General features: G+C 51.3%; 18 protein-coding genes and 1 riboswitch. Of the genes, 8 read left to right on the forward strand and 10 right to left on the reverse strand.

Annotated elements, in window-relative coordinates; translation table 11 throughout:
• A partial coding sequence (locus HMPREF3168_RS09685) for a transposase (RefSeq protein ID WP_148129870.1) occupies nt 1-196 on the forward strand: 196 nt, incomplete at its 5' end.
• A gap of 137 nt (nt 197-333) precedes the next feature.
• Here HMPREF3168_RS09685 and htpX read toward each other — a convergent pair.
• The 3 genes from htpX to HMPREF3168_RS01390 all read right to left on the reverse strand — a co-directional run bounded on the left by htpX (nt 334) and on the right by HMPREF3168_RS01390 (nt 3,119).
• Complete coding sequence (htpX, locus tag HMPREF3168_RS01380) at nt 334-1,233, reverse strand: zinc metalloprotease HtpX (RefSeq protein WP_070488088.1); 900 nt, start codon at nt 1,231-1,233, stop codon at nt 334-336.
• A gap of 16 nt (nt 1,234-1,249) precedes the next feature.
• Nucleotides 1,250-1,804 carry a LemA family protein gene (locus HMPREF3168_RS01385; RefSeq protein WP_003611704.1) on the reverse strand — a complete coding sequence of 185 codons (555 nt, stop codon included), beginning with the start codon at nt 1,802-1,804 and terminating at the stop codon, nt 1,250-1,252.
• Between the two features lie 157 nt (nt 1,805-1,961).
• Complete coding sequence (locus HMPREF3168_RS01390; protein ID WP_070488089.1) at nt 1,962-3,119, reverse strand: SLC13 family permease; 1,158 nt, start codon at nt 3,117-3,119, stop codon at nt 1,962-1,964.
• Between the two features lie 594 nt (nt 3,120-3,713).
• On the opposite strand from HMPREF3168_RS01390, the gene HMPREF3168_RS10900 reads away from it, so the two are divergent.
• From HMPREF3168_RS10900 to HMPREF3168_RS10560, 4 genes are all read left to right on the forward strand, one after another.
• Nucleotides 3,714-3,848 (forward strand): hypothetical protein, encoded by a 135-nt coding sequence (locus tag HMPREF3168_RS10900; protein WP_130183189.1) that lies wholly within the window; start codon nt 3,714-3,716, stop codon nt 3,846-3,848.
• A 122-nt stretch (nt 3,849-3,970) separates the two neighbouring features.
• Nucleotides 3,971-4,882, forward strand: a complete 912-nt coding sequence (locus HMPREF3168_RS01395; RefSeq protein ID WP_070488091.1) for an HNH endonuclease — start codon at nt 3,971-3,973, stop codon at nt 4,880-4,882.
• A 229-nt stretch (nt 4,883-5,111) separates the two neighbouring features.
• On the forward strand, nt 5,112-6,239 hold the full coding sequence (locus tag HMPREF3168_RS01400) for a C40 family peptidase (RefSeq protein ID WP_070488094.1): 1,128 nt from the start codon (nt 5,112-5,114) through the stop codon (nt 6,237-6,239).
• Nucleotides 6,240-6,502: 263 nt separating this feature from the next.
• On the forward strand, nt 6,503-6,898 hold the full coding sequence (locus HMPREF3168_RS10560; protein ID WP_231540756.1) for a hypothetical protein: 396 nt from the start codon (nt 6,503-6,505) through the stop codon (nt 6,896-6,898).
• A 46-nt stretch (nt 6,899-6,944) separates the two neighbouring features.
• On the opposite strand, the gene HMPREF3168_RS01410 is transcribed toward HMPREF3168_RS10560, so the two are convergent.
• The 3 genes from HMPREF3168_RS01410 to HMPREF3168_RS01420 form a co-directional block, all read right to left on the reverse strand.
• The gene (locus tag HMPREF3168_RS01410; protein ID WP_070488096.1) at nt 6,945-7,706 is read right to left on the reverse strand and encodes an amino acid ABC transporter ATP-binding protein; all 762 of its coding nucleotides are present in this window, start codon (nt 7,704-7,706) and stop codon (nt 6,945-6,947) included.
• Between the two features lie 3 nt (nt 7,707-7,709).
• A complete protein-coding gene (locus HMPREF3168_RS01415; RefSeq protein WP_070488098.1) occupies nt 7,710-9,293 on the reverse strand; it encodes an ABC transporter substrate-binding protein/permease in 1,584 nt (527 codons plus the stop codon).
• A gap of 119 nt (nt 9,294-9,412) precedes the next feature.
• Nucleotides 9,413-9,588, reverse strand: a riboswitch (Lysine riboswitch).
• A 93-nt stretch (nt 9,589-9,681) separates the two neighbouring features.
• Nucleotides 9,682-10,308: a DNA-3-methyladenine glycosylase gene (locus tag HMPREF3168_RS01420; protein WP_070488099.1), complete on the reverse strand. Its 627-nt coding sequence runs from the start codon at nt 10,306-10,308 to the stop codon at nt 9,682-9,684.
• An 82-nt stretch (nt 10,309-10,390) separates the two neighbouring features.
• Between HMPREF3168_RS01420 and HMPREF3168_RS01425 the strand changes: the two genes are divergently transcribed.
• The gene (locus HMPREF3168_RS01425; RefSeq protein ID WP_070488102.1) at nt 10,391-10,762 is read left to right on the forward strand and encodes a DUF488 domain-containing protein; all 372 of its coding nucleotides are present in this window, start codon (nt 10,391-10,393) and stop codon (nt 10,760-10,762) included.
• On the opposite strand, the gene HMPREF3168_RS01430 is transcribed toward HMPREF3168_RS01425, so the two are convergent.
• Nucleotides 10,749-11,447: an NAD-dependent protein deacylase gene (locus HMPREF3168_RS01430; RefSeq protein ID WP_070488104.1), complete on the reverse strand. Its 699-nt coding sequence runs from the start codon at nt 11,445-11,447 to the stop codon at nt 10,749-10,751. The two genes, HMPREF3168_RS01425 and HMPREF3168_RS01430, sit on opposite strands and share 14 nt — an antisense overlap.
• Before the next feature lie 110 nt (nt 11,448-11,557).
• Between HMPREF3168_RS01430 and HMPREF3168_RS01435 the strand changes: the two genes are divergently transcribed.
• A complete protein-coding gene (locus HMPREF3168_RS01435; protein WP_070488106.1) occupies nt 11,558-12,037 on the forward strand; it encodes a hypothetical protein in 480 nt (159 codons plus the stop codon).
• A 69-nt stretch (nt 12,038-12,106) separates the two neighbouring features.
• Here HMPREF3168_RS01435 and cls read toward each other — a convergent pair whose 3' ends face one another.
• Together cls and HMPREF3168_RS01445 are read right to left on the reverse strand one after the other, a co-directional pair.
• Nucleotides 12,107-13,570: a cardiolipin synthase gene (gene cls / locus HMPREF3168_RS01440; RefSeq protein WP_070488108.1), complete on the reverse strand. Its 1,464-nt coding sequence runs from the start codon at nt 13,568-13,570 to the stop codon at nt 12,107-12,109.
• Nucleotide 13,571: 1 nt separating this feature from the next.
• Entirely contained in the window at nt 13,572-14,516 is a 945-nt protein-coding gene (locus HMPREF3168_RS01445) for an alpha/beta hydrolase (RefSeq protein WP_070488110.1), read from the reverse strand.
• Nucleotides 14,517-14,587: 71 nt separating this feature from the next.
• Here HMPREF3168_RS01445 and HMPREF3168_RS01450 point away from each other — a divergent pair, with 71 nt between their 5' ends.
• On the forward strand, nt 14,588-15,355 hold the full coding sequence (locus tag HMPREF3168_RS01450) for a ribonuclease H family protein (protein ID WP_003611654.1): 768 nt from the start codon (nt 14,588-14,590) through the stop codon (nt 15,353-15,355).
• An 87-nt stretch (nt 15,356-15,442) separates the two neighbouring features.
• On the opposite strand, the gene HMPREF3168_RS01455 is transcribed toward HMPREF3168_RS01450, so the two are convergent.
• Nucleotides 15,443-16,399 carry a DUF1002 domain-containing protein gene (locus tag HMPREF3168_RS01455; RefSeq protein ID WP_050889409.1) on the reverse strand — a complete coding sequence of 319 codons (957 nt, stop codon included), beginning with the start codon at nt 16,397-16,399 and terminating at the stop codon, nt 15,443-15,445.
• Nucleotides 16,400-16,457 lie beyond the last annotated feature (58 nt).

Raw genomic sequence — 16,457 nt, forward strand, 5'->3', positions numbered from 1 at the left:
TAAGCAGCATAACAAAAGAGAGCTAATGGCAATTCGCAGAACAATCGAGAGTGTGTTTTCTGTACTAAAGTACTACGGGATTGAAAATATACTTGCAAGAAGTATAGTTGGTTTCCAACAAACCGTTGAGTTAATTGTATTAACTTACAATATCAGCTACATCCTACAGAGGTATGAATTCAACTTCTTTAACTAGCACCACGCGTATATTCTTTAAAAAGTCAGCATTTAATACGTGCATTATAGCAAATAGAAGCCGGGAGATAAATATAACTTAAATTTAGGCAGAGCTAAAAAGCTTCCAGATTTTCATCTGGAAGCTTTTGTGTTGACTTACATTTTTTCCAAGCGCTTGATCCGGTCAGCCGTAGCTGGGTGGGTGTCAAACAAGTGGCTTAAGCTGTGCCGTCTGATCGGGTCCTCAATATACAAGGACGCGCTGGCGCTGCTGGCCGCCTGCATGGGCGGGCTGTTCTCAATCTTGGTCAAGGCGCTGATCAAGCCGTGCGGGTTCCGGGTCAGCTCAACTGAACTGGCGTCGGCCAGGTATTCCCGGTTTCTGGACAGGGCCATCTGGGCCAGGCTGGCTGCCAAAGGCCCCAGGATCAGAACGAAAATAACCCCGATCACGCCGATGATCATCCCAATCGTTCCGCCTTCTCGGTCGTCATCATCGTCCCGGCCAAGTCCAAAGCCGAACCAGACACAGCGCTGGGCGAAGTCGGCGATAAAGCTGATGGCGCTGACTAAAACCAGGGCCACCATGGACAGGCGGATGTCATAGTTGCGGATATGGGAAATCTCGTGGCCCAGGACCCCTTCCAGCTCTTCTCTGTTCATCATGTCCAGCAGGCCCTGGGTAACAGCAATGGCTGACTTGTCCGGCGACAGGCCGGTCGCGAAAGCGTTGGGGCTCTTGTCCGGAATCAAGTAGACTTCGGGCATGGGAATATTGGCCACTAAGGCCATGTCTTCCACGATATGAAAAAGCTGGGGATTGTCCTCTTTATTTAAATGCTGGGCATGGTTCATGCTCATGACGACATTGACCGGATCCTGGAAGACCAGGAAAGAGTAAATCAAGGCAATGACGCCGGCGGTCAATACGCCCGGCAGGGGCTTGCCCCACATCAGCTGGCCCAGGCCCGCGCCCACCAGGGCAAAGATCAAAACGAAAACGACCAGGACTCCGACCGTCTTCCGCTTGTTTTGGGCAATTTGTTGGTATAGCATGGCGATCCCTTAGCCTTTAAAAGGATACCTTTGGTACCTTGGTTTCTTCTTCAGGGATTTCCAGGTAGTCAACCTTAGTGAAGTGGTGGATGTTAGCCACGATGTTGGATGGGAAGACCAGGAGCATCTTGTTGTAGACAGCCGCGCTGGAGTTGAAGAGCTGCCGTGAGTAGGCAATCTTGTTTTCCGTGTTGGTCAGTTCTTCCTGCAGGTTGGCGAAGTTAGTGTTGGCCTTCAGGTCTGGGTAGCTTTCAGACAGGGCGAAGATGGTCTTCAAGCTGTCAGTGATTTGGTTGGACAGCCGCATGGCCCCTTCGTGGTCGTCAGCTGGCAACTGGGTCAGCTGGTTTCTGAGTTCAACCACCTTGCTCAAGGTTTCCTTTTCGTGCTTGGCATAGCCCTTGACGGTTTCCACCAGGTTAGGGATCAAGTCGTTCCGCCGCTTGAGCTGAACGCTGATCTGACTCCAGGCCTCTTCAGTGTTAACCTTGGCCTTTTGCAGGCCGTTGTAGGCTGAAATGTAAAAAATAACGATTAATACGACTAAAATAGCAATAATCCAGACTGCCATTTTTTGCCTCCCTTTCTAGGCCCCAGAGGGGCGAAATCAACTTTGACCAGATGCTTCCGGCCGTTTTAGTAAATTATATATTAAAAGGCAACTGAGCACTAGTTTTTAAGCAAAAAACGCCTCCAATAAGGAGACGCGCGAGAGATTTAATATCTTACTACAGGTTCAGCTTGACGATGACCCAGCCGATAAGGGACAGGATGATCAAGCCGGCGATCTGGTAGCCCAGCCACTTCGGGAAGAACTTCTTCTTGGCATCCTTGGAAGCGTGGGCGTAGAAGGTCCGCATGACCAGCATGTTGGCCATGGACCCGATTGGTGACCCGAAGCCGCCGATGTTGGAACCAAGGGTCAAGGCTTCAGCGTACTTGGAGAACTTGCCGACCAGGATGGTTGATGGCACGTTGCTCATGACCTGGCTGGACAGGATGGATGTCCAGTAAGTGCTCATTTCAGTGCCGACCAGGCCGTGGATCAGGGTCACGACAAAAGGAATCTGCTGGATGTCGCTGATGAAGAAGAAGAAGAGGGTGAAGGTCAGCAAAAGGGAGTAGTCAATGTGGAGCAGGATCTTCCAGTTGACGATCAAGGCCCAGATGATGGAGGCCAGCATCGGCATCCAGATTGGAACGAACTTGAAGACGCCAACGAAAAAGAAGCAGAAGATGACCGTGGTGATCATCGTCATTGGCCAGCTGACGTTGATTTCAACGACTTCCTGGGTCGGGATGTTCTTCTTCGGGATAAAGAAGAAGATGCAGAGAAAGACGACCATGGCCACGATCAGGTAAGGCAGGGTCCACTTAAAGAAGATAGCGGGCACTAAGTGGTAGTTGGAGACCACGAAGATGTTGTGGGGGTTGCCCCATGGGGTGAAGGCCGCCCCGATGTTGGCCCCCATCCCGATCAAAGTGGCCGGCAGGATTTCCGGCAGCTTGTACTTCTTGGCGATGTTCAAGTACAGGGGGATCATGGTCAAGCAGGTAATGTCGTTACCCAGGAACATGCCCGAGAAGACGGACAAGAGAGTAAAGAGGAGGATCAGCTTCCGGGTGGAGTCAGCGATCGCCGCCAGTTTATAGGCAATGATGTCCAGAACGTGCAGGTAGCTGTAGACCTGGATCAAGACCAGCATGGTCGTGACAGACTCGATCGTGTGCCAGTTCATGTCGGCGCTGAGCGGCCGGGCAAAGAAAAGACTAATGATGGTGATCACGATGGTGATCTGCAGAATTCGGTCGCTAAAAATTTTCTTTAAGGTGGTCAAAAAGGTGATCAAAAAATTATTTGAACTTTTGCTTTTGGCGGCTTCCATATAAAATCCTCTACTCAGCTAGAATGGTATTTACAAAAATTTACGTAAAGTTAACGAAAAGCGAAAATGAACTTTACTTTCGTGTAGTTCCATTGTCAACCATTTTTCCCTAAATCTCAATAGTCCAAAATTAACGAACAAATGTTATTGAAAAGATATTGGCGAAACGCGGCAGGTCAAAAATCTGACTTTTTTAGCTTGCTGAAAAAATAGGAAAGACTTTAGAAAGCGGTTTATATAGCTAAAATAAGGGATTTATTCCGGAAGACAAAAAACAGACTTTGCTACCTTTTTTAAGCGATTAAAACGTGTCGACTTTTTACACGGCCACAAAAAAGTCAAAAGCCTGCTTTTGATTTCTGAAATAATGTAAGCGCTGCCGGAAGTGAAAAACAGAAGTGACAAATTGGCAAAAATCCCCCCTTGGACATTTTGCTAAATCCATTTAACATTTCTGACGGAAGATATTTGCCCTTTCTTTTAGCTAAAAAGGGGCTGGAGGGGCAAAGAAATGCCGAAAAGGCTTGCCTAACATGGGGAAAGAGGGGTATAATGACTACTGATTTTCGAAAATCGATGAAAGGATGAAGAGACATGTCAAGAAATATCCACAAGGGTATCAACCCACACCGTCGTCCACGTAACGCTTCTAACGCTAAGGAACGCGTTGCTCACGCCGCTGCTATAATCAGCTTCCTGAACCAAGCAGCTAAGGACGAAAACAAGTAATTTGTTTTTAAACAGACAATAAAGACTCTGGCTTTTGGCCAGGGTCTTTTTTTCGCTTGCTTTTTGCCTTATGATTAGGAAAAAGCTAAGAGACGAGTAAGAAAGAAAACAAGGAGGTAAAAATGAAGTTTCAGTGCAGCAGCTGCGGTTTAAGACTGGAATCCCTGCATTTCAAGCTGCCCGGTCTGGTCAATGACCGCCTGGCCAGCCTGTGTGACATCTGCCGGCAGCGGGGGCTGGATCCGGCAGCTTACCCCAATCCCGTGGTCAAGCTGTTCGCGGCCAACCTCCTTTATGCCTTTGCGGGCAAGGACGGGGAAGCAAGCGGGGACTTTTCCCTGCCGGACTTAAAAATCCGCCGGTCCTACGAGGCCCTCATGCAGGACTATGATGGAAATGTCCTGGCCAGGCAGCAGCTGCCCAGAGCAGACTTCAACCAGGCCGTGATCAAGGCTGAGGATGATCCCAGCTTCTTTTTGCCAGGAAAACTCCCTTTCGCGGAAAAACTCCAGGCCTTAGGCCTCAGCGTTGACTTTCAGTTAAACGAGGTTGACTATATCGACCGGGAGCGGATCCGGGCCAAGTACAAGTACCGCTGCCAGTACTGCGGCCGGCGGGGGCGGAGCGTGGACCACAAGGACCCGGTCTCCGTCTCGCACGATAACAGCCTGGACAATCTGATTTTGTCCTGCAGCGAGTGTAACCGGATCAAGTCTAATATGCCTTATGACCTTTTCGTCAAGCTCAACGAGGAATTGCAGCCTTTAAACAAAAAGCTGGTCAAGTACGAGAACGCCCTGGGCCCCTTAGAAAAAGAATTCCAAGACCGGCGGAACATGCTGGCCGCCAAGGTTCATTTAAAGGGCGTGGTGAATGACCCGGAACTGGCCGCCATCCGCAAGGAAAACAAGCGCCTGCGGGATGCCATCGACAGTTTAGAGAGTGACTATGATGCGGCCCGCCGCTTGCGCGAGGACCACTTCAAGTTGGGCTGGAAGCTCTACCTGGCCCAGCAGGACAAGGAAATCATCTAGCTTTGATAATTTAAAGCTTATGGAGCGAGTATTAAAAGTTAGACCAGGAAACTTTTTACAGAAAAAGTCTCCAGAATGTACAGGCTTAAAAAGCTTTAAAAAGCGCTACAGAACAACTTGCAGCGCTTTTTCGTTTTGTAATCAGACCGATACATTCCTGTAACAATTGAAAGTTATACTATAGATTGTTATCAAATCAAACCACATGTTAAAGGAGAAAAGACGTTTCATGAAGAAAAAGAACCTGTTGATGACTGCTTTGGCAACTCTGAGTGCATCTGGCGCCCTTTTAACTACTGGGGCCAGCGCTTTGGCTGACAGCTACACTGTTGTTAAGAACGATACCCTGTGGGGCCTGTCAAAGAAGTACGGCGTTTCAGTAAGTGACTTGAAGAAGGCTAACGGCGTTTCCGGCCACTTGATCTACGTGGGCCAGAAGCTGCAAATCCCAACTAAGTCAAACAAGGCAACCAAGACTGCTAAGACTAGCACTTCAACCAGTACCGTTGACACTACTTCAACGACCCACACGGTCGTAAAGGGTGACACTTTGTGGAGTTTGGCTAAGAAGTACGGCGTTTCAGTAAGTACTTTGATGAAGGCCAACAACTTGTCAAGCAGCACCATCTTGATCGGCCAAAGTTTAAACTTGCGGGCTGGCATGACTGCTTACGGGGTAAACGGCGTAACTACTGGCTCAAGCTCAACTGCAGCAAGCACTAACACTGCTTCATCAACCAGCACGACTGCTTCCAGCCAAGCGCCAAAGGCCAAGAAGAGCACTACTACTAACACTAGCAGCAATTCCAACACCAGCACTAGTGCCAACACTCAAAGCCAGTCAACTGCATCTAACAGCAGTGCGTCCACTACGACCAACACTAATACTGCAGCATCAAATGCTAACACTACTTCAAGCACTAACACTGCAGCAAGCAGCAGTCAAGCAGTCAGCCAGGCACCAACTGCTTCAACCTCAACTGCAACTACAACTGCCTCAGCCAGTGGCAGCGCGATTACTTCATACGCGTTGACCTTCCTGGGCGTGCCTTACGTTTGGGGCGGGACCACGCCAAGCGGCTTTGACTGCTCCGGCTTGGTACAATACGTTTACAGCCACTTCGGCATCAACCTGGGCCGGACTACTTACACCCAGCAATACGCCGGCACTAAGATCAGCGTGGCCAGCGCCCAAGCTGGTGACCTCTACTTCTGGGGTTCATACGGCTCAGCCTACCACGTAGCCATCGCCTTGGGCGGCGGCCAATACGTCATGGCTCCAGCCCCAGGCCAAAACGTGATGACTGGCAGCGTGTCATCATACACGCCAAGCTTTGCCGTTCGCGTTTTAGGCTAAAAATTTCCCATCGATATCAAACAGTTTAAGCAGCGTCAGCCAGCCAGCTGGCGCTGTCTTCTTTTGCCTGGCTATAATTAAAGGTGTACTATTTTATTTATAATCGCTTTATTTAGAAAAAATGTGTAGTCTTTAACAAGTTTTTGTGTATATAATTGTTTTGAAAATAAAAAATTGCTGATTTTTATGAGGCGGGAAGAATTAAAAAGAAAATTGTTTTTGTTTTACAGCTGATTGCTAATGGCTATTTTGCTACCTAGCCTTTGCGCTTGATTGTAGACAATTCTCCCAAGTGGCGCTTGTCCGGACCAGCCAATGGCTTTTTGGGCTTCATGGACCGGGTGGCCAAAAGTGTTTCCTGGCCGCTCTTCCTGGCCTACCTGCTTTTGCTAGTGATGATCGTGGTCGCCACTCTTAGGACTTACTTCTTTGAATTCAAGCAAGACAAGGTAAAACAAGCTTGGCAGAAGGTTGTCTGGTTTTTGCAGCTGATCATTAATGAGTTAGCTTGCCTGGGCTTGGCCTCGTCACTGACTATGCAGGTTTACGATAGTCAGCAAACATGGACAATTATTTTTGACCTGTTCATGCTGTTTATCGTAGTTATTTTTGCTTTTGCCTTGACGGAAAAATTTACTAATCGCGGGGGAAAAAACTAAATCGCAAACAGAAAAAAGCAGCCGTGAGGCTGCTTTTTGCGTGTAATTAAATTTGCGGGCCACGGAAGTTGGCTAAGAACTTTTGGGTCTTTTCGCTTTGCGGATGGTTGAAGATTTCATCCGGGCTGCCTTGCTCAGCCACGTAACCGTCGCTCATGAAGAGGACCTGGTCGGAAACTTCCTTGGCGAAGGCCATTTCGTGGGTAACCACGATCATGGTCAAACCAGTCTTGGCCAGCTTCTTCATGGTTTCCAAAACTTCCCCGACCATTTCTGGGTCAAGGGCACTGGTCGGTTCGTCAAAGAGGAGGATTTCCGGGTTCATGGAGATGGCTCTGGCAATCGCTACTCTCTGCTTCTGCCCACCGGACAATTGACGGGGCTTAGCGTCGACGTAGGGATCCATCCCAACGGTCTTCAGGTTCTCCAGGGCAATCTTCTTGGCTTCTGCCTTTGACCGCTTCAGAACCAGTTCCTGGCCGATCATGCAGTTTTGCAAGACGTTCTTGTTTTCAAAAAGCTCAAACTGCTGGAAAACCATGCCGACCTTGGACCGGTAGCGGGGGATGTTGTATTTTTCATCCAGGATGTTCTGGTCATGGAAAAGAATTTCCCCGCCAGTTGTATCTTCCAGCAAGTTGATGCAGCGGAGCATGGTTGACTTACCACCACCGGAAGGACCGATGACCGTCATAACCTTGCCCTTGTGGACTTCAAAGGAAATATCCTTCAAAACTTGGTGTTCACCGTAAGCCTTTTGCAGGTGCTGAACGTTTAAAATAATTTCATTATCCTTGTAATCAGCCATTTTTTACTTGTCTCCTTCCTGCTTGCCGACTTGAACTTGGTTGGCCATCATGTTGTAGTTTTCAGGACCTTCGATGTGCTTTTCAATCAAGTTGAAGATCCGGGTGATCGTAAAGGTCAAGAAGAGGTAGATGACCGAGATGACCAGGTAGGTTTGGAAGAACTGGAAGCTCTGGCTGGCAATCGTTGAACCAACGAAGAACAGTTCTGATACTGAGATGATGCTCAATACGGAAGTGTCTTTGATGTTGACGATAAATTCGTTGGTGATTGACGGCAGGCAGTTCCGGATAGCCTGTGGCAGGATGATGTGCCACATTCTCTGGTTGTGGGTCATCCCCAAAGCACTGGCGGCTTCAAACTGCCCCTTCGGCGTGGAGATGATCCCCCCGCGGATAACTTCGGCCAGGTAGGCCCCGGTGTTGATGGAGACGATGATCAAAGCGGCAACCATTCTGTTCAGGTTGATGTGCCAGAACTGGGCGATCCCGTAGTAGATAACCGCGGCTTGTACCATCATTGGCGTGCCACGGAAGACTTCAACGTAGACGGATAAGAGCCACTTGCAGAAGGCTAACAGGCCCTTTTTGAACTTGTTCTTTGGTTCTGGAATAGTCCGGACGATGCCGACCAGCAAACCGATGAAGAAACCGGCGATGGTGCCGACCAGGGAGATCAAGAGAGTCATCCCGATCCCTTCCAGGATCATCTGCCCGTAGTTCTTCAGCATGGAAACCAGCCAGTTTTCCTTCTTGGTGCTGGTCTGCGGCTGCTGCTGCACGGCTTCCTTCATCAGCTTGTTTCTTTCTGAAGTGGAAATGCCGGCCAAAACCTTGTTAACCTGGCTGAGCAGCTGGTCGTTGCCTTTCTTAACCCCGATGGAAACTTCCGCGTCAGAAGAGGAGACCTTGAAGCCCTTCATCTTAGACAGGTTGACCCCGGTAATGTTGGAGTCCATCATCTGGAAGGAAGTCAGTTCCGTGTCTTCAGCCACGTAGCCGTCGATCGTGCCGGCTTCCAGGGATTCCCGCATGGCGGCAAAGTCCTTGGAGGCTGGTTCCCGCTTGGCCCCTGGCAGCTGCTTGATCAGGTCGTAGTGCAGGGTCCCTTGCTGGGCAGTCAGCTTGGCCCCCTTGAAGTTAGTTAGGTACTTGGCCTTGGCGTACTTGCTCTGCTTGTTGACGATAACCACGAAGTTGGTGGTCCGGTATGGGCTGGTAAAGTTGATGGCCTTCCGTCTTTCCGCCGTCGGGCTCATCCCGGCAATGATCAAGTCGATCTTGCCACTGGTCAGGGCTGGCAAAAGCCCGTCCCATTGGGTCTTTTCCACGATAACCTTCTTGCCCAGCTTCTTAGCGATGATCTTGGCGATCTTGACGTCGTAACCATTGGCGTAAGAGCTGGTCCCGTCGATCTTGACCGCGCCATTGGCGGACGTGGTCTGGGTCCAGTTGTATGGAGCGTAGTTGGCTTCCATACCAATCTTCAAGGTGCCGCTGGCTTGCGCCAGCTGGCTCCAACTGACAGCTAAGACAAGCGTCATGACCGCCGCCATTAAGGCGCTAATCCAGCTGCTGTGCTTCTTCATCTGAATAAACCTCCGATATGTTTTTAGTAGTTATGAAATACAATAAAAAGCGGCAAAAAAGCCCCACTGCGGTATACAATGAGGCTTGCTTTGATTCTGTAAAATTCAGTATGAATACCAAAAATTATAGCGCTCCCTAGAAAACTAGGACAGTCTGCAGAATCTTCTCCTGCAGCCCAACCAACAGCGCGCACGACCCCACTGCTGATTTCGGCGATATCCCTTAATAACAAGGCTCAACACTGTCAGTGAGCTCCCCTTGTGTTTGTGAACGATCGCGACCTCTATTGTATTGGATAATTTTCAACTACATTTAGGCTAAATTACTTTTAAGAAAAAGTCAAGAAAAAATTAGTTTTCTGAATTTTTGTGATTGCCCTTTTCTTATTTACATCCAGCCGTGATCATCCGCCCAGTCCCGTTTCTTCATGCCAGAGACGTAGGGGTTGCCGGCCACATAATAGCGCAGAGGCGCCTGGGCCCAGGCCGGGTCAGCCTGGACGATCCCGATTCTGGGCGAAGCAATGATTTCTTTAGCCGGCTTTTTCTCAGTCAAGTCAATAACGAAAGGGGAGTCCGCCAAAGGGGCCAGGTCCCAGTTTCTTGACTTGATCCCCATGGCCTGCATTAATTTGGCCGGTCCATTGGTCAAAAGGACCCCGTCTTTGCCGCCCCGGTTTTTAAGCATTTGGTCTAGGCCCCAGACCGGCTCAATGGCCCGAATTAAGACCCCTTGGGGGTTGCCTTCTTCCTGGCAGGCGATGTCAAAAAAGACGTACTGCCGCTGGGAGTAGATGTAGATGGTCCCGCCGGCCCGCCACAGGCCCTCGTTAGCCTGGCTTCTTCTGCCCCCGTAGGAGTGGGCGGCCCGGTCGTATATGCCCAGGTAGGCTTCGGCCTCAACGATATAGCCGCCAATTTTTTTCCCGCCGGCTTGATAATAAAAGGGGCGGCCGATCAAATCCCGGCATATCTCGCTGGTGGGCCGGCCGGTGAAAAAATTCCTGTAGTCCATTGCTTAATTAATCTTTCTAACTAAAATAGGGAATGTAGTAAAAGCTGTAATAAAAACTGTTTTTAAGAGAAAGCGTGCGCCTATGTCAACGATCAAAACTGTCCGTATCTACGCCAAAGACCAGCCCGCCGGCTACCGGATCTTAGTCGACCGGCTCTGGCCCCGGGGAATCAAAAAAGAAGCCGCCAATTTAGACGAGTGGAAGAAAGAGCTGGCTCCCAGCCGGGACTTGCGGACCTGGTTTAAGCATGACCCGGCCCGGTACCCGGACTTCCGCCAAGATTACCTGGAAGAATTGGCAGACAATCCGGAATGGCCGCCTTTCGTGGAGCATTTGCAAGAGCTTTTGCAAAAAGGGGACGTCCTCTTTTTGTACGGGGCTAAAGATGAAGAACACAACCAGGCCGTAGTTTTAAAGGAGGCAGCTGAGGAAGCTCTGGCTAAACTTGCTTAAAGACCTCCAAGGCGTCACCGGTCAGCTGCTTGATCCCTTGTGCCGGGATCTCAGTCAAGTTGACGGCCCAGATTTTGGCGTCTTTTGCCGCGTAGCCTAAGAGACCGGCGAAGGGGTAGACAACGAAGCTGGTGCCGACGATCACGACCAGGTCGCTTTGCCGCATTTCCAGGATGGACTGGTTGACATTGGCCGGGTTGATGCCTTCCCCGTAAAGGACGATGCCGGGCCGGATGATCCCGCCGCACTCGTGCTTGTAGCCCTTGGCGTAGTCCTCATAGCTGACCTTTTGCTTGCACTTGGAGCAGTAGATGTCGTAGAGGTTGCCGTGAAATTCGGTCACGTGCTGGTTGCCGGCCTGCCGGTCCAGGGTGTCGATGTTCTGGGTGATGAGGGCCCCTTTTTCATTGCAGATGGTCGCGATCTTTTCGTGGATCATATTTGGCTTGGCGTCCGGGAAGTACATGTTTTGCATGACGAAGTCATAAAAAAGCTGAGGCCGGTCATAAAGGGTCTCCTCGCTCAAGATGACTTCCGGGGGCTCGCTGACCCCGTTGTAGATGCCAGTCTTAGACCGGTAGTCGGGGATGCCGGAGTGGGTTGACACGCCTGCCCCGGTCAAAAAGACAGGGTGCTTGGCCTTTTTTAAGTCTGCTTTAAATTCCGCAAGTTTTGCTTGGTCCATTTTTTGCCTCTTTCTTAAAAAACGGCTGATACCTTTTGATTTCATTATAAGCGCTTGGTTTGCTATAATTAAGCTACTAGTTGCAGAAGATATTATATTTGAGGTAATCCATGGACACGTTATTTTACTTGGTCGCCGACACCGTGCTGGCGGCCTATGCCGGCTACAGCTGGTACAGCCAGGCCACGGTGATCCTGCGGGCCCGCTGGCGGATGACGGCGGTGGTCATGCCAATCCTATTGGTCTGGCTGGGGGCCAGCTGGGGCTACCTGGACCTGGGAACTCCCGGCTTCATCGTCTTCCTAGCCCTCTTCATTTTGACGGGGATCCTGGAAGCCACGTCGGGCTTTGCTGACAAGCGGGTGGTTTTGAGCGGCTACTTCCGCCGGACTTTGAAATACAGCGAAATCAGCCAGGTGATCCTGACCGCGGCGCCGCCGGAAGTGGGCGACCTGTCGATCGCGGCCCTGGAAACCAGCCGCCACCAAATCTACTACCTCCGCTTCAACAAGCAGGCCAGCGATGTGGTCTCTTTCTTGATGCAGCGCCTGGAACGCGGGGTAAATATTGACGTAAGAAAAATGGGTTAGTCGAGTGACTAACCCATTTTTATCTGCTCTAAATTTCTGTTTTCTTGTTTTATTTTCTCTTGTTCTTTTTTACAAAATCGGGGACAGGAGGCGGGAGAAGTTCTGCAGGAACCGCAGCCAGTGGGACTGCTTCTTGATCATCTCCGGCGTGAGGAGGGTCGACTGCTCCATGTCCTTTTCAAACTGGTCGGACATCTCCTTGTTAAAGGCCCGGTCGTAGACGAAGACATTATCTTCAAAGTTCAAGTCATAAGACCGGTAGTCCTGGTTGACGCTGCCGACAGTCGCGTACTTGTCGTCGACGATAATGGTCTTGGCGTGCATGAAGCCGTTGTTGTAGGTGTAGACCTTGACCCCGATCTTGACCAGCTGGTTGGCGTACCACTGGGTTGCCCGGTAGATGAAGGGGTGGTCCGGCATGCAGGGGATCATGATCCGCAGGTCAACTCCCGAGCTGGCCAGGATCTGCCAGGCGGCAATCATGGCCTCATCTGGAATCAAGTAAGGAGTCTGGATCCAGACCCGCTTTCTGGCTAGCATCATCAAGCGGACTAGGCCGTTTCGCATGTAAGGCTCGTCGTTGTCGGGGCCGTCAGAAACAACCTGTACGGCCATGTCGCCCTTGGAGATGTCGTTTTCATCCAGGTCAGGAAAGAGCTTTTCGTCAAAGCTGATCAGTTCTTCTTCCTTGACGGCGGAAGCGTTCCAGTCCATCACGAATCTTTCCTGCAAAAGCAGGGAGGCTGACCCGACCAGGCGGAGGTGGGTGTCCCGCCAGTAGCCGAATTTTTTCTTCCTGCCCAGGTACTGGTCGCCGACATTGAAGCCTCCGGTCCAGGAGGTAACCCCGTCGATGACCACGATCTTCCGGTGGAGGTGGTAGTTGATCCGGTTCCGGGAAATCATGTTTCTTGAGGTGATGAAGGGCAAAACGTCGCCGCCGGCTTCAGTCAGCTGGTTGAACCAGCTCTTGGAGGCTCCGAATGACCCCCAGGCATCGTAGAGGACCCGGACCTGGACCCCCTCCTTGGCTTTTTGGATCAAAAGCTTGAGGAATTCGTTGCCGATGGCGTCGTTATAGATAGTGTAGTATTCGACGTTGATGCTGGACTTGGCCTGGCGGATATCGGCGAAAAGGTCCCGGAACTTGTCATGCCCGTCGGTGTAAAGCTTGATCTTGTTGTTTTTGGTAATGGGCGACTCTTGGTCCTTGTCCAGGTACTTGATCAAGATGTGGGCGCTGGGGGAGGTGTCGTTTTGGTCAATTTTTGCCGGGGCCTCGGTGATCATTTTTTGCACGTTGGAGAGGCCGATGTGCTTTTGCCGGTTGATGGCAAAAAGGTTTTCCTGGGAAATCCCCCGGCCGACGAAGCCGTAGATGATGAAGCCGACTACGGGCAGGATGATCAAGACGATCAGCCAAGCCCAGGAGGTGGCCACGGACCGCTTTCTGTGGAAGACGGTCCAGAGGGCCAGGATGGCGTTGGCGAAGAAGATGATGTGCCAAATATCGATCCAAGAGATGGCAGTCACTTTAAAGTCCTTTCTTGATTTTATCTAAGCCTAAAAAACTGTTCAGGATGCCGATGACGAAGGGCTCGTCATGCATCTGCGAGTGCTCGGCGTTGTCGCCGCGGACCTCGACTTCCTGGTAGTAGACCGCGTCCGGGGCCAGGATATAGCGGATGCTTTTGGCGGAAACCACGGAGATAAAGCGGTCGGAATTGGTCGTGTCCAGGACGTTGCCGTAGATGTTCAAAACCCGGATGCTGGGGCTGAAGTCCCGCCGGTGGCGGAGCATGTAGGAATAGTGCGGGGTCATCATGCTGGGCCGGCCACTTTCCGTCAGGCGGTTGACATTGGGGATGTCGCCCAGGTACATGACTCCGTTGAAGGGGCCGGCGATCAAAGCGCAGCTGGCCAGGTGGGGGAAGTTTTTCCGCTTGGCATAGCGCATTTCTGTAGCGACCACGCAGGGCGAGCCCAGGGAGTGGGCCACGGCGCTGTAGCGCGTAAAGACGTATTTTTTGCTCAGAAAAGGCAGGATGAAGCTGAGATAGTAGTTGATGGCCTGGTAGCCGGCAATCCGGTCCTTGAAGGCCAGCTGGATGATGGGCTGCTTGTCGCCGGTATAGCATCCGGTCAGCTTGATCCGGCCGGTTAAGTCAGCCTCGACTTTCAAAAAGCGGGTGTCCCCTTTTTGCTTGAGGGCGTCTTCAACCATCACCCTGGTGGTGTAGTCCCCGCCGCGGAAGCCATGGACGTAGATGATCGGAACCTGGTCAGAGCCGCTGGCCTGGTTTTCAGCCAGGTCGCTGACCCGCTTGCCCCGCAGCTTCAGAAAGATCCGGAAAGGCGGAAAGGTTGCCAGGATGCCCAAGAAGAACATCATGGCCAGGGAGTGGTCCCGGGGATCGGGATTTTTGCCGCGCTTTTTTTCAGTTTCTTCAGCATACTTTTTAGAATTAAAAAAGAGCACAGTCGCCCCCCTTTTCTCTGATACAATTGCTTTGTAAATATCATACCATTTTAGCAGAAGAGAGGGAGTAGATGAAAGTTTATGTTGTTAAAAAAGGCTACCGGCCAGGAATCTACCACAGCTGGCCTGAGGCCGAAGAGCAGGTCAAGGGCTTTCCCGGGGCAGAATACAAGTCCTTCAGCAATATAATGGAGGCCCTGGACTATCAGCAGATGGACCCGGAAGATGCCCTCAAGGCCTTGCAGGGGGCAGAGGACAAGCTGCAGGCCGCGATCGCCAAGGTCAGACAGGGCGGAAGCAAGAAAAAGCAGGCTGAAAACAAAAAAGAATTTGCGGCAAGTTCGAAGTATGCCGCCCACATTTTTACCGACGGGGGCTGCCGGAACAATGGGACCCACAAGGGCGGGCATGTGCAGGCAGACGACAAGGCAGCCTGGGCTTATTTGATTGAATACGGCGGCCAGAAGCTGTCCGCCAGCGGCGGCCGTTTTGGGGCCACCAACAACGAAATGGAAATGACCGCTTTTTTGGAAAGCCTGAAGAAGCTGGAAGAACTGGGCTTAAATGACCAGCCCCTCTTGTTCTCTTTAGACTCCCAGTATGTCATCAAGGCCGTCAGCGACAATGACCAGGGTCCGGCCTGGATCAAGGGCTGGCAGAGACGGGGCTGGAAGAAGGCGGACGGGTCACCCGTTGCCAACCGCGAGCTCTGGCAGGAGATTGCCAAGGAAATGGCCAAGTTTGCCAAGCCGGAATTTGAATGGGTCAAGGGGCACGCCAATAGTGCCGGCAACAATTTTGTCGACGGCCTGCTCAACAAGTATATGGACCAGATGTAAGGCAGAGACAGAGAAAGCCCGCGCTTGGCGCGGGCTTTTTGCATGAATATTTGACTTTTCAGATATCGTCCAGCTTCAATTGCTTCATTACTTGCTAAAACTGGAGAAGAGGCTGGTAAAGAAGTTGACGATGGCGTCCCAGAGCTTCTGCAGGGCGTTGCGGTTTTCGCTGGTGTTCAGCTTGGCAAAGATCCCCTTGGCGCTCTTCTGGATGGCGCTCATGGCCTGGCTGGCCTGCTGCTTGAAAGAAGAGGAGTTGAGGGCGCCGGAGTCCCGGATCTCAACCAGGATGTTGACGATCTGCTGCTTCTGTTCGTTGGTGATCACGTTGGTCAGATTGTTGTTTTCGATCTGGTTGTTGACGATCGTGATGATCTGGTTCTTGGTGATGTTTGAGCCTTTTTGGGCCATTTCCTTCTTGGCCCCGGCCACGGCATTGTTGAGCTGGGCGTCAGAGTAGCCGTCCTTGCCCTTGTTTTCCTTGGTGATCCCGCTTAAGGTATTCAATTCGTCTTGGGCCGCGGTGATCTGCTTCTGGTTCAGCTTCTCCCCGCTCTTGGCGTAGGCCTTGTAGATCCCGGCCAGAGCGCCGGAACCATCGATCGGGATCGCGGAAGTGACGTAGATGTTGGCGTCAGTGATCCCGGCCGTTACCGCCGCGTTTCGGTACTGGTTGGCGGTGATGGTAGTGATGTTGTTTTGCCCGTTGTAGTTGAGGATGCGGACATTGATCCCGCTGCCGGAGCTGGTTTTTTCAATGGCAGCACTGGACCAGACCCCGGAAGAAGAGGTAAAGGAGCTGCCGGACGGGTTCAGGTAGGTAACCAGGTCGCTGCCCGTTACTGTCAAGGTGTTGTAACTGCTGGAGTCGCTGAGGGCCCCCTTTAAAACGTCTAGGGTGCCTTGCTTCTGGCTGGCAGTTAATGACGTCCCCAGGGTAATAACTGGGGTGGTGTCTTTGGCGGCAGAGACCCTGCCAGCCGTCAAGCCCAGGCCCAGGAAGAGGGCGCAGGCCGTAATGATTTTCTTGATTTTCGTGTTCATTTTGATAAGTCTCCTTGCTTTCTGTTTTCATGCTCCGCCTATAATTATACTAGAGTTT

The sequence above is a fragment of the Lactobacillus sp. HMSC08B12 genome, assembly GCF_001808415.1.
Classification (GTDB): domain Bacteria; phylum Bacillota; class Bacilli; order Lactobacillales; family Lactobacillaceae; genus Lactobacillus; species Lactobacillus delbrueckii.

Coding starts and splice junctions, on each gene's coding strand:
- htpX (WP_070488088.1), bottom strand. CDS start 1,233: ATGCTATACCAACAAATTGCCCAAAACAAGCGGAAGACGGTCGGAGTC.
- HMPREF3168_RS01385 (WP_003611704.1), bottom strand. CDS start 1,804: ATGGCAGTCTGGATTATTGCTATTTTAGTCGTATTAATCGTTATTTTT.
- HMPREF3168_RS01390 (WP_070488089.1), bottom strand. CDS start 3,119: ATGGAAGCCGCCAAAAGCAAAAGTTCAAATAATTTTTTGATCACCTTT.
- HMPREF3168_RS10900 (WP_130183189.1), top strand. CDS start 3,714: ATGTCAAGAAATATCCACAAGGGTATCAACCCACACCGTCGTCCACGT.
- HMPREF3168_RS01395 (WP_070488091.1), top strand. CDS start 3,971: ATGAAGTTTCAGTGCAGCAGCTGCGGTTTAAGACTGGAATCCCTGCAT.
- HMPREF3168_RS01400 (WP_070488094.1), top strand. CDS start 5,112: ATGAAGAAAAAGAACCTGTTGATGACTGCTTTGGCAACTCTGAGTGCA.
- HMPREF3168_RS01410 (WP_070488096.1), bottom strand. CDS start 7,706: ATGGCTGATTACAAGGATAATGAAATTATTTTAAACGTTCAGCACCTG.
- HMPREF3168_RS01415 (WP_070488098.1), bottom strand. CDS start 9,293: ATGAAGAAGCACAGCAGCTGGATTAGCGCCTTAATGGCGGCGGTCATG.
- HMPREF3168_RS01420 (WP_070488099.1), bottom strand. CDS start 10,308: ATGGACTACAGGAATTTTTTCACCGGCCGGCCCACCAGCGAGATATGC.
- HMPREF3168_RS01425 (WP_070488102.1), top strand. CDS start 10,391: ATGTCAACGATCAAAACTGTCCGTATCTACGCCAAAGACCAGCCCGCC.
- HMPREF3168_RS01430 (WP_070488104.1), bottom strand. CDS start 11,447: ATGGACCAAGCAAAACTTGCGGAATTTAAAGCAGACTTAAAAAAGGCC.
- HMPREF3168_RS01435 (WP_070488106.1), top strand. CDS start 11,558: ATGGACACGTTATTTTACTTGGTCGCCGACACCGTGCTGGCGGCCTAT.
- HMPREF3168_RS01450 (WP_003611654.1), top strand. CDS start 14,588: ATGAAAGTTTATGTTGTTAAAAAAGGCTACCGGCCAGGAATCTACCAC.
- HMPREF3168_RS01455 (WP_050889409.1), bottom strand. CDS start 16,399: ATGAACACGAAAATCAAGAAAATCATTACGGCCTGCGCCCTCTTCCTG.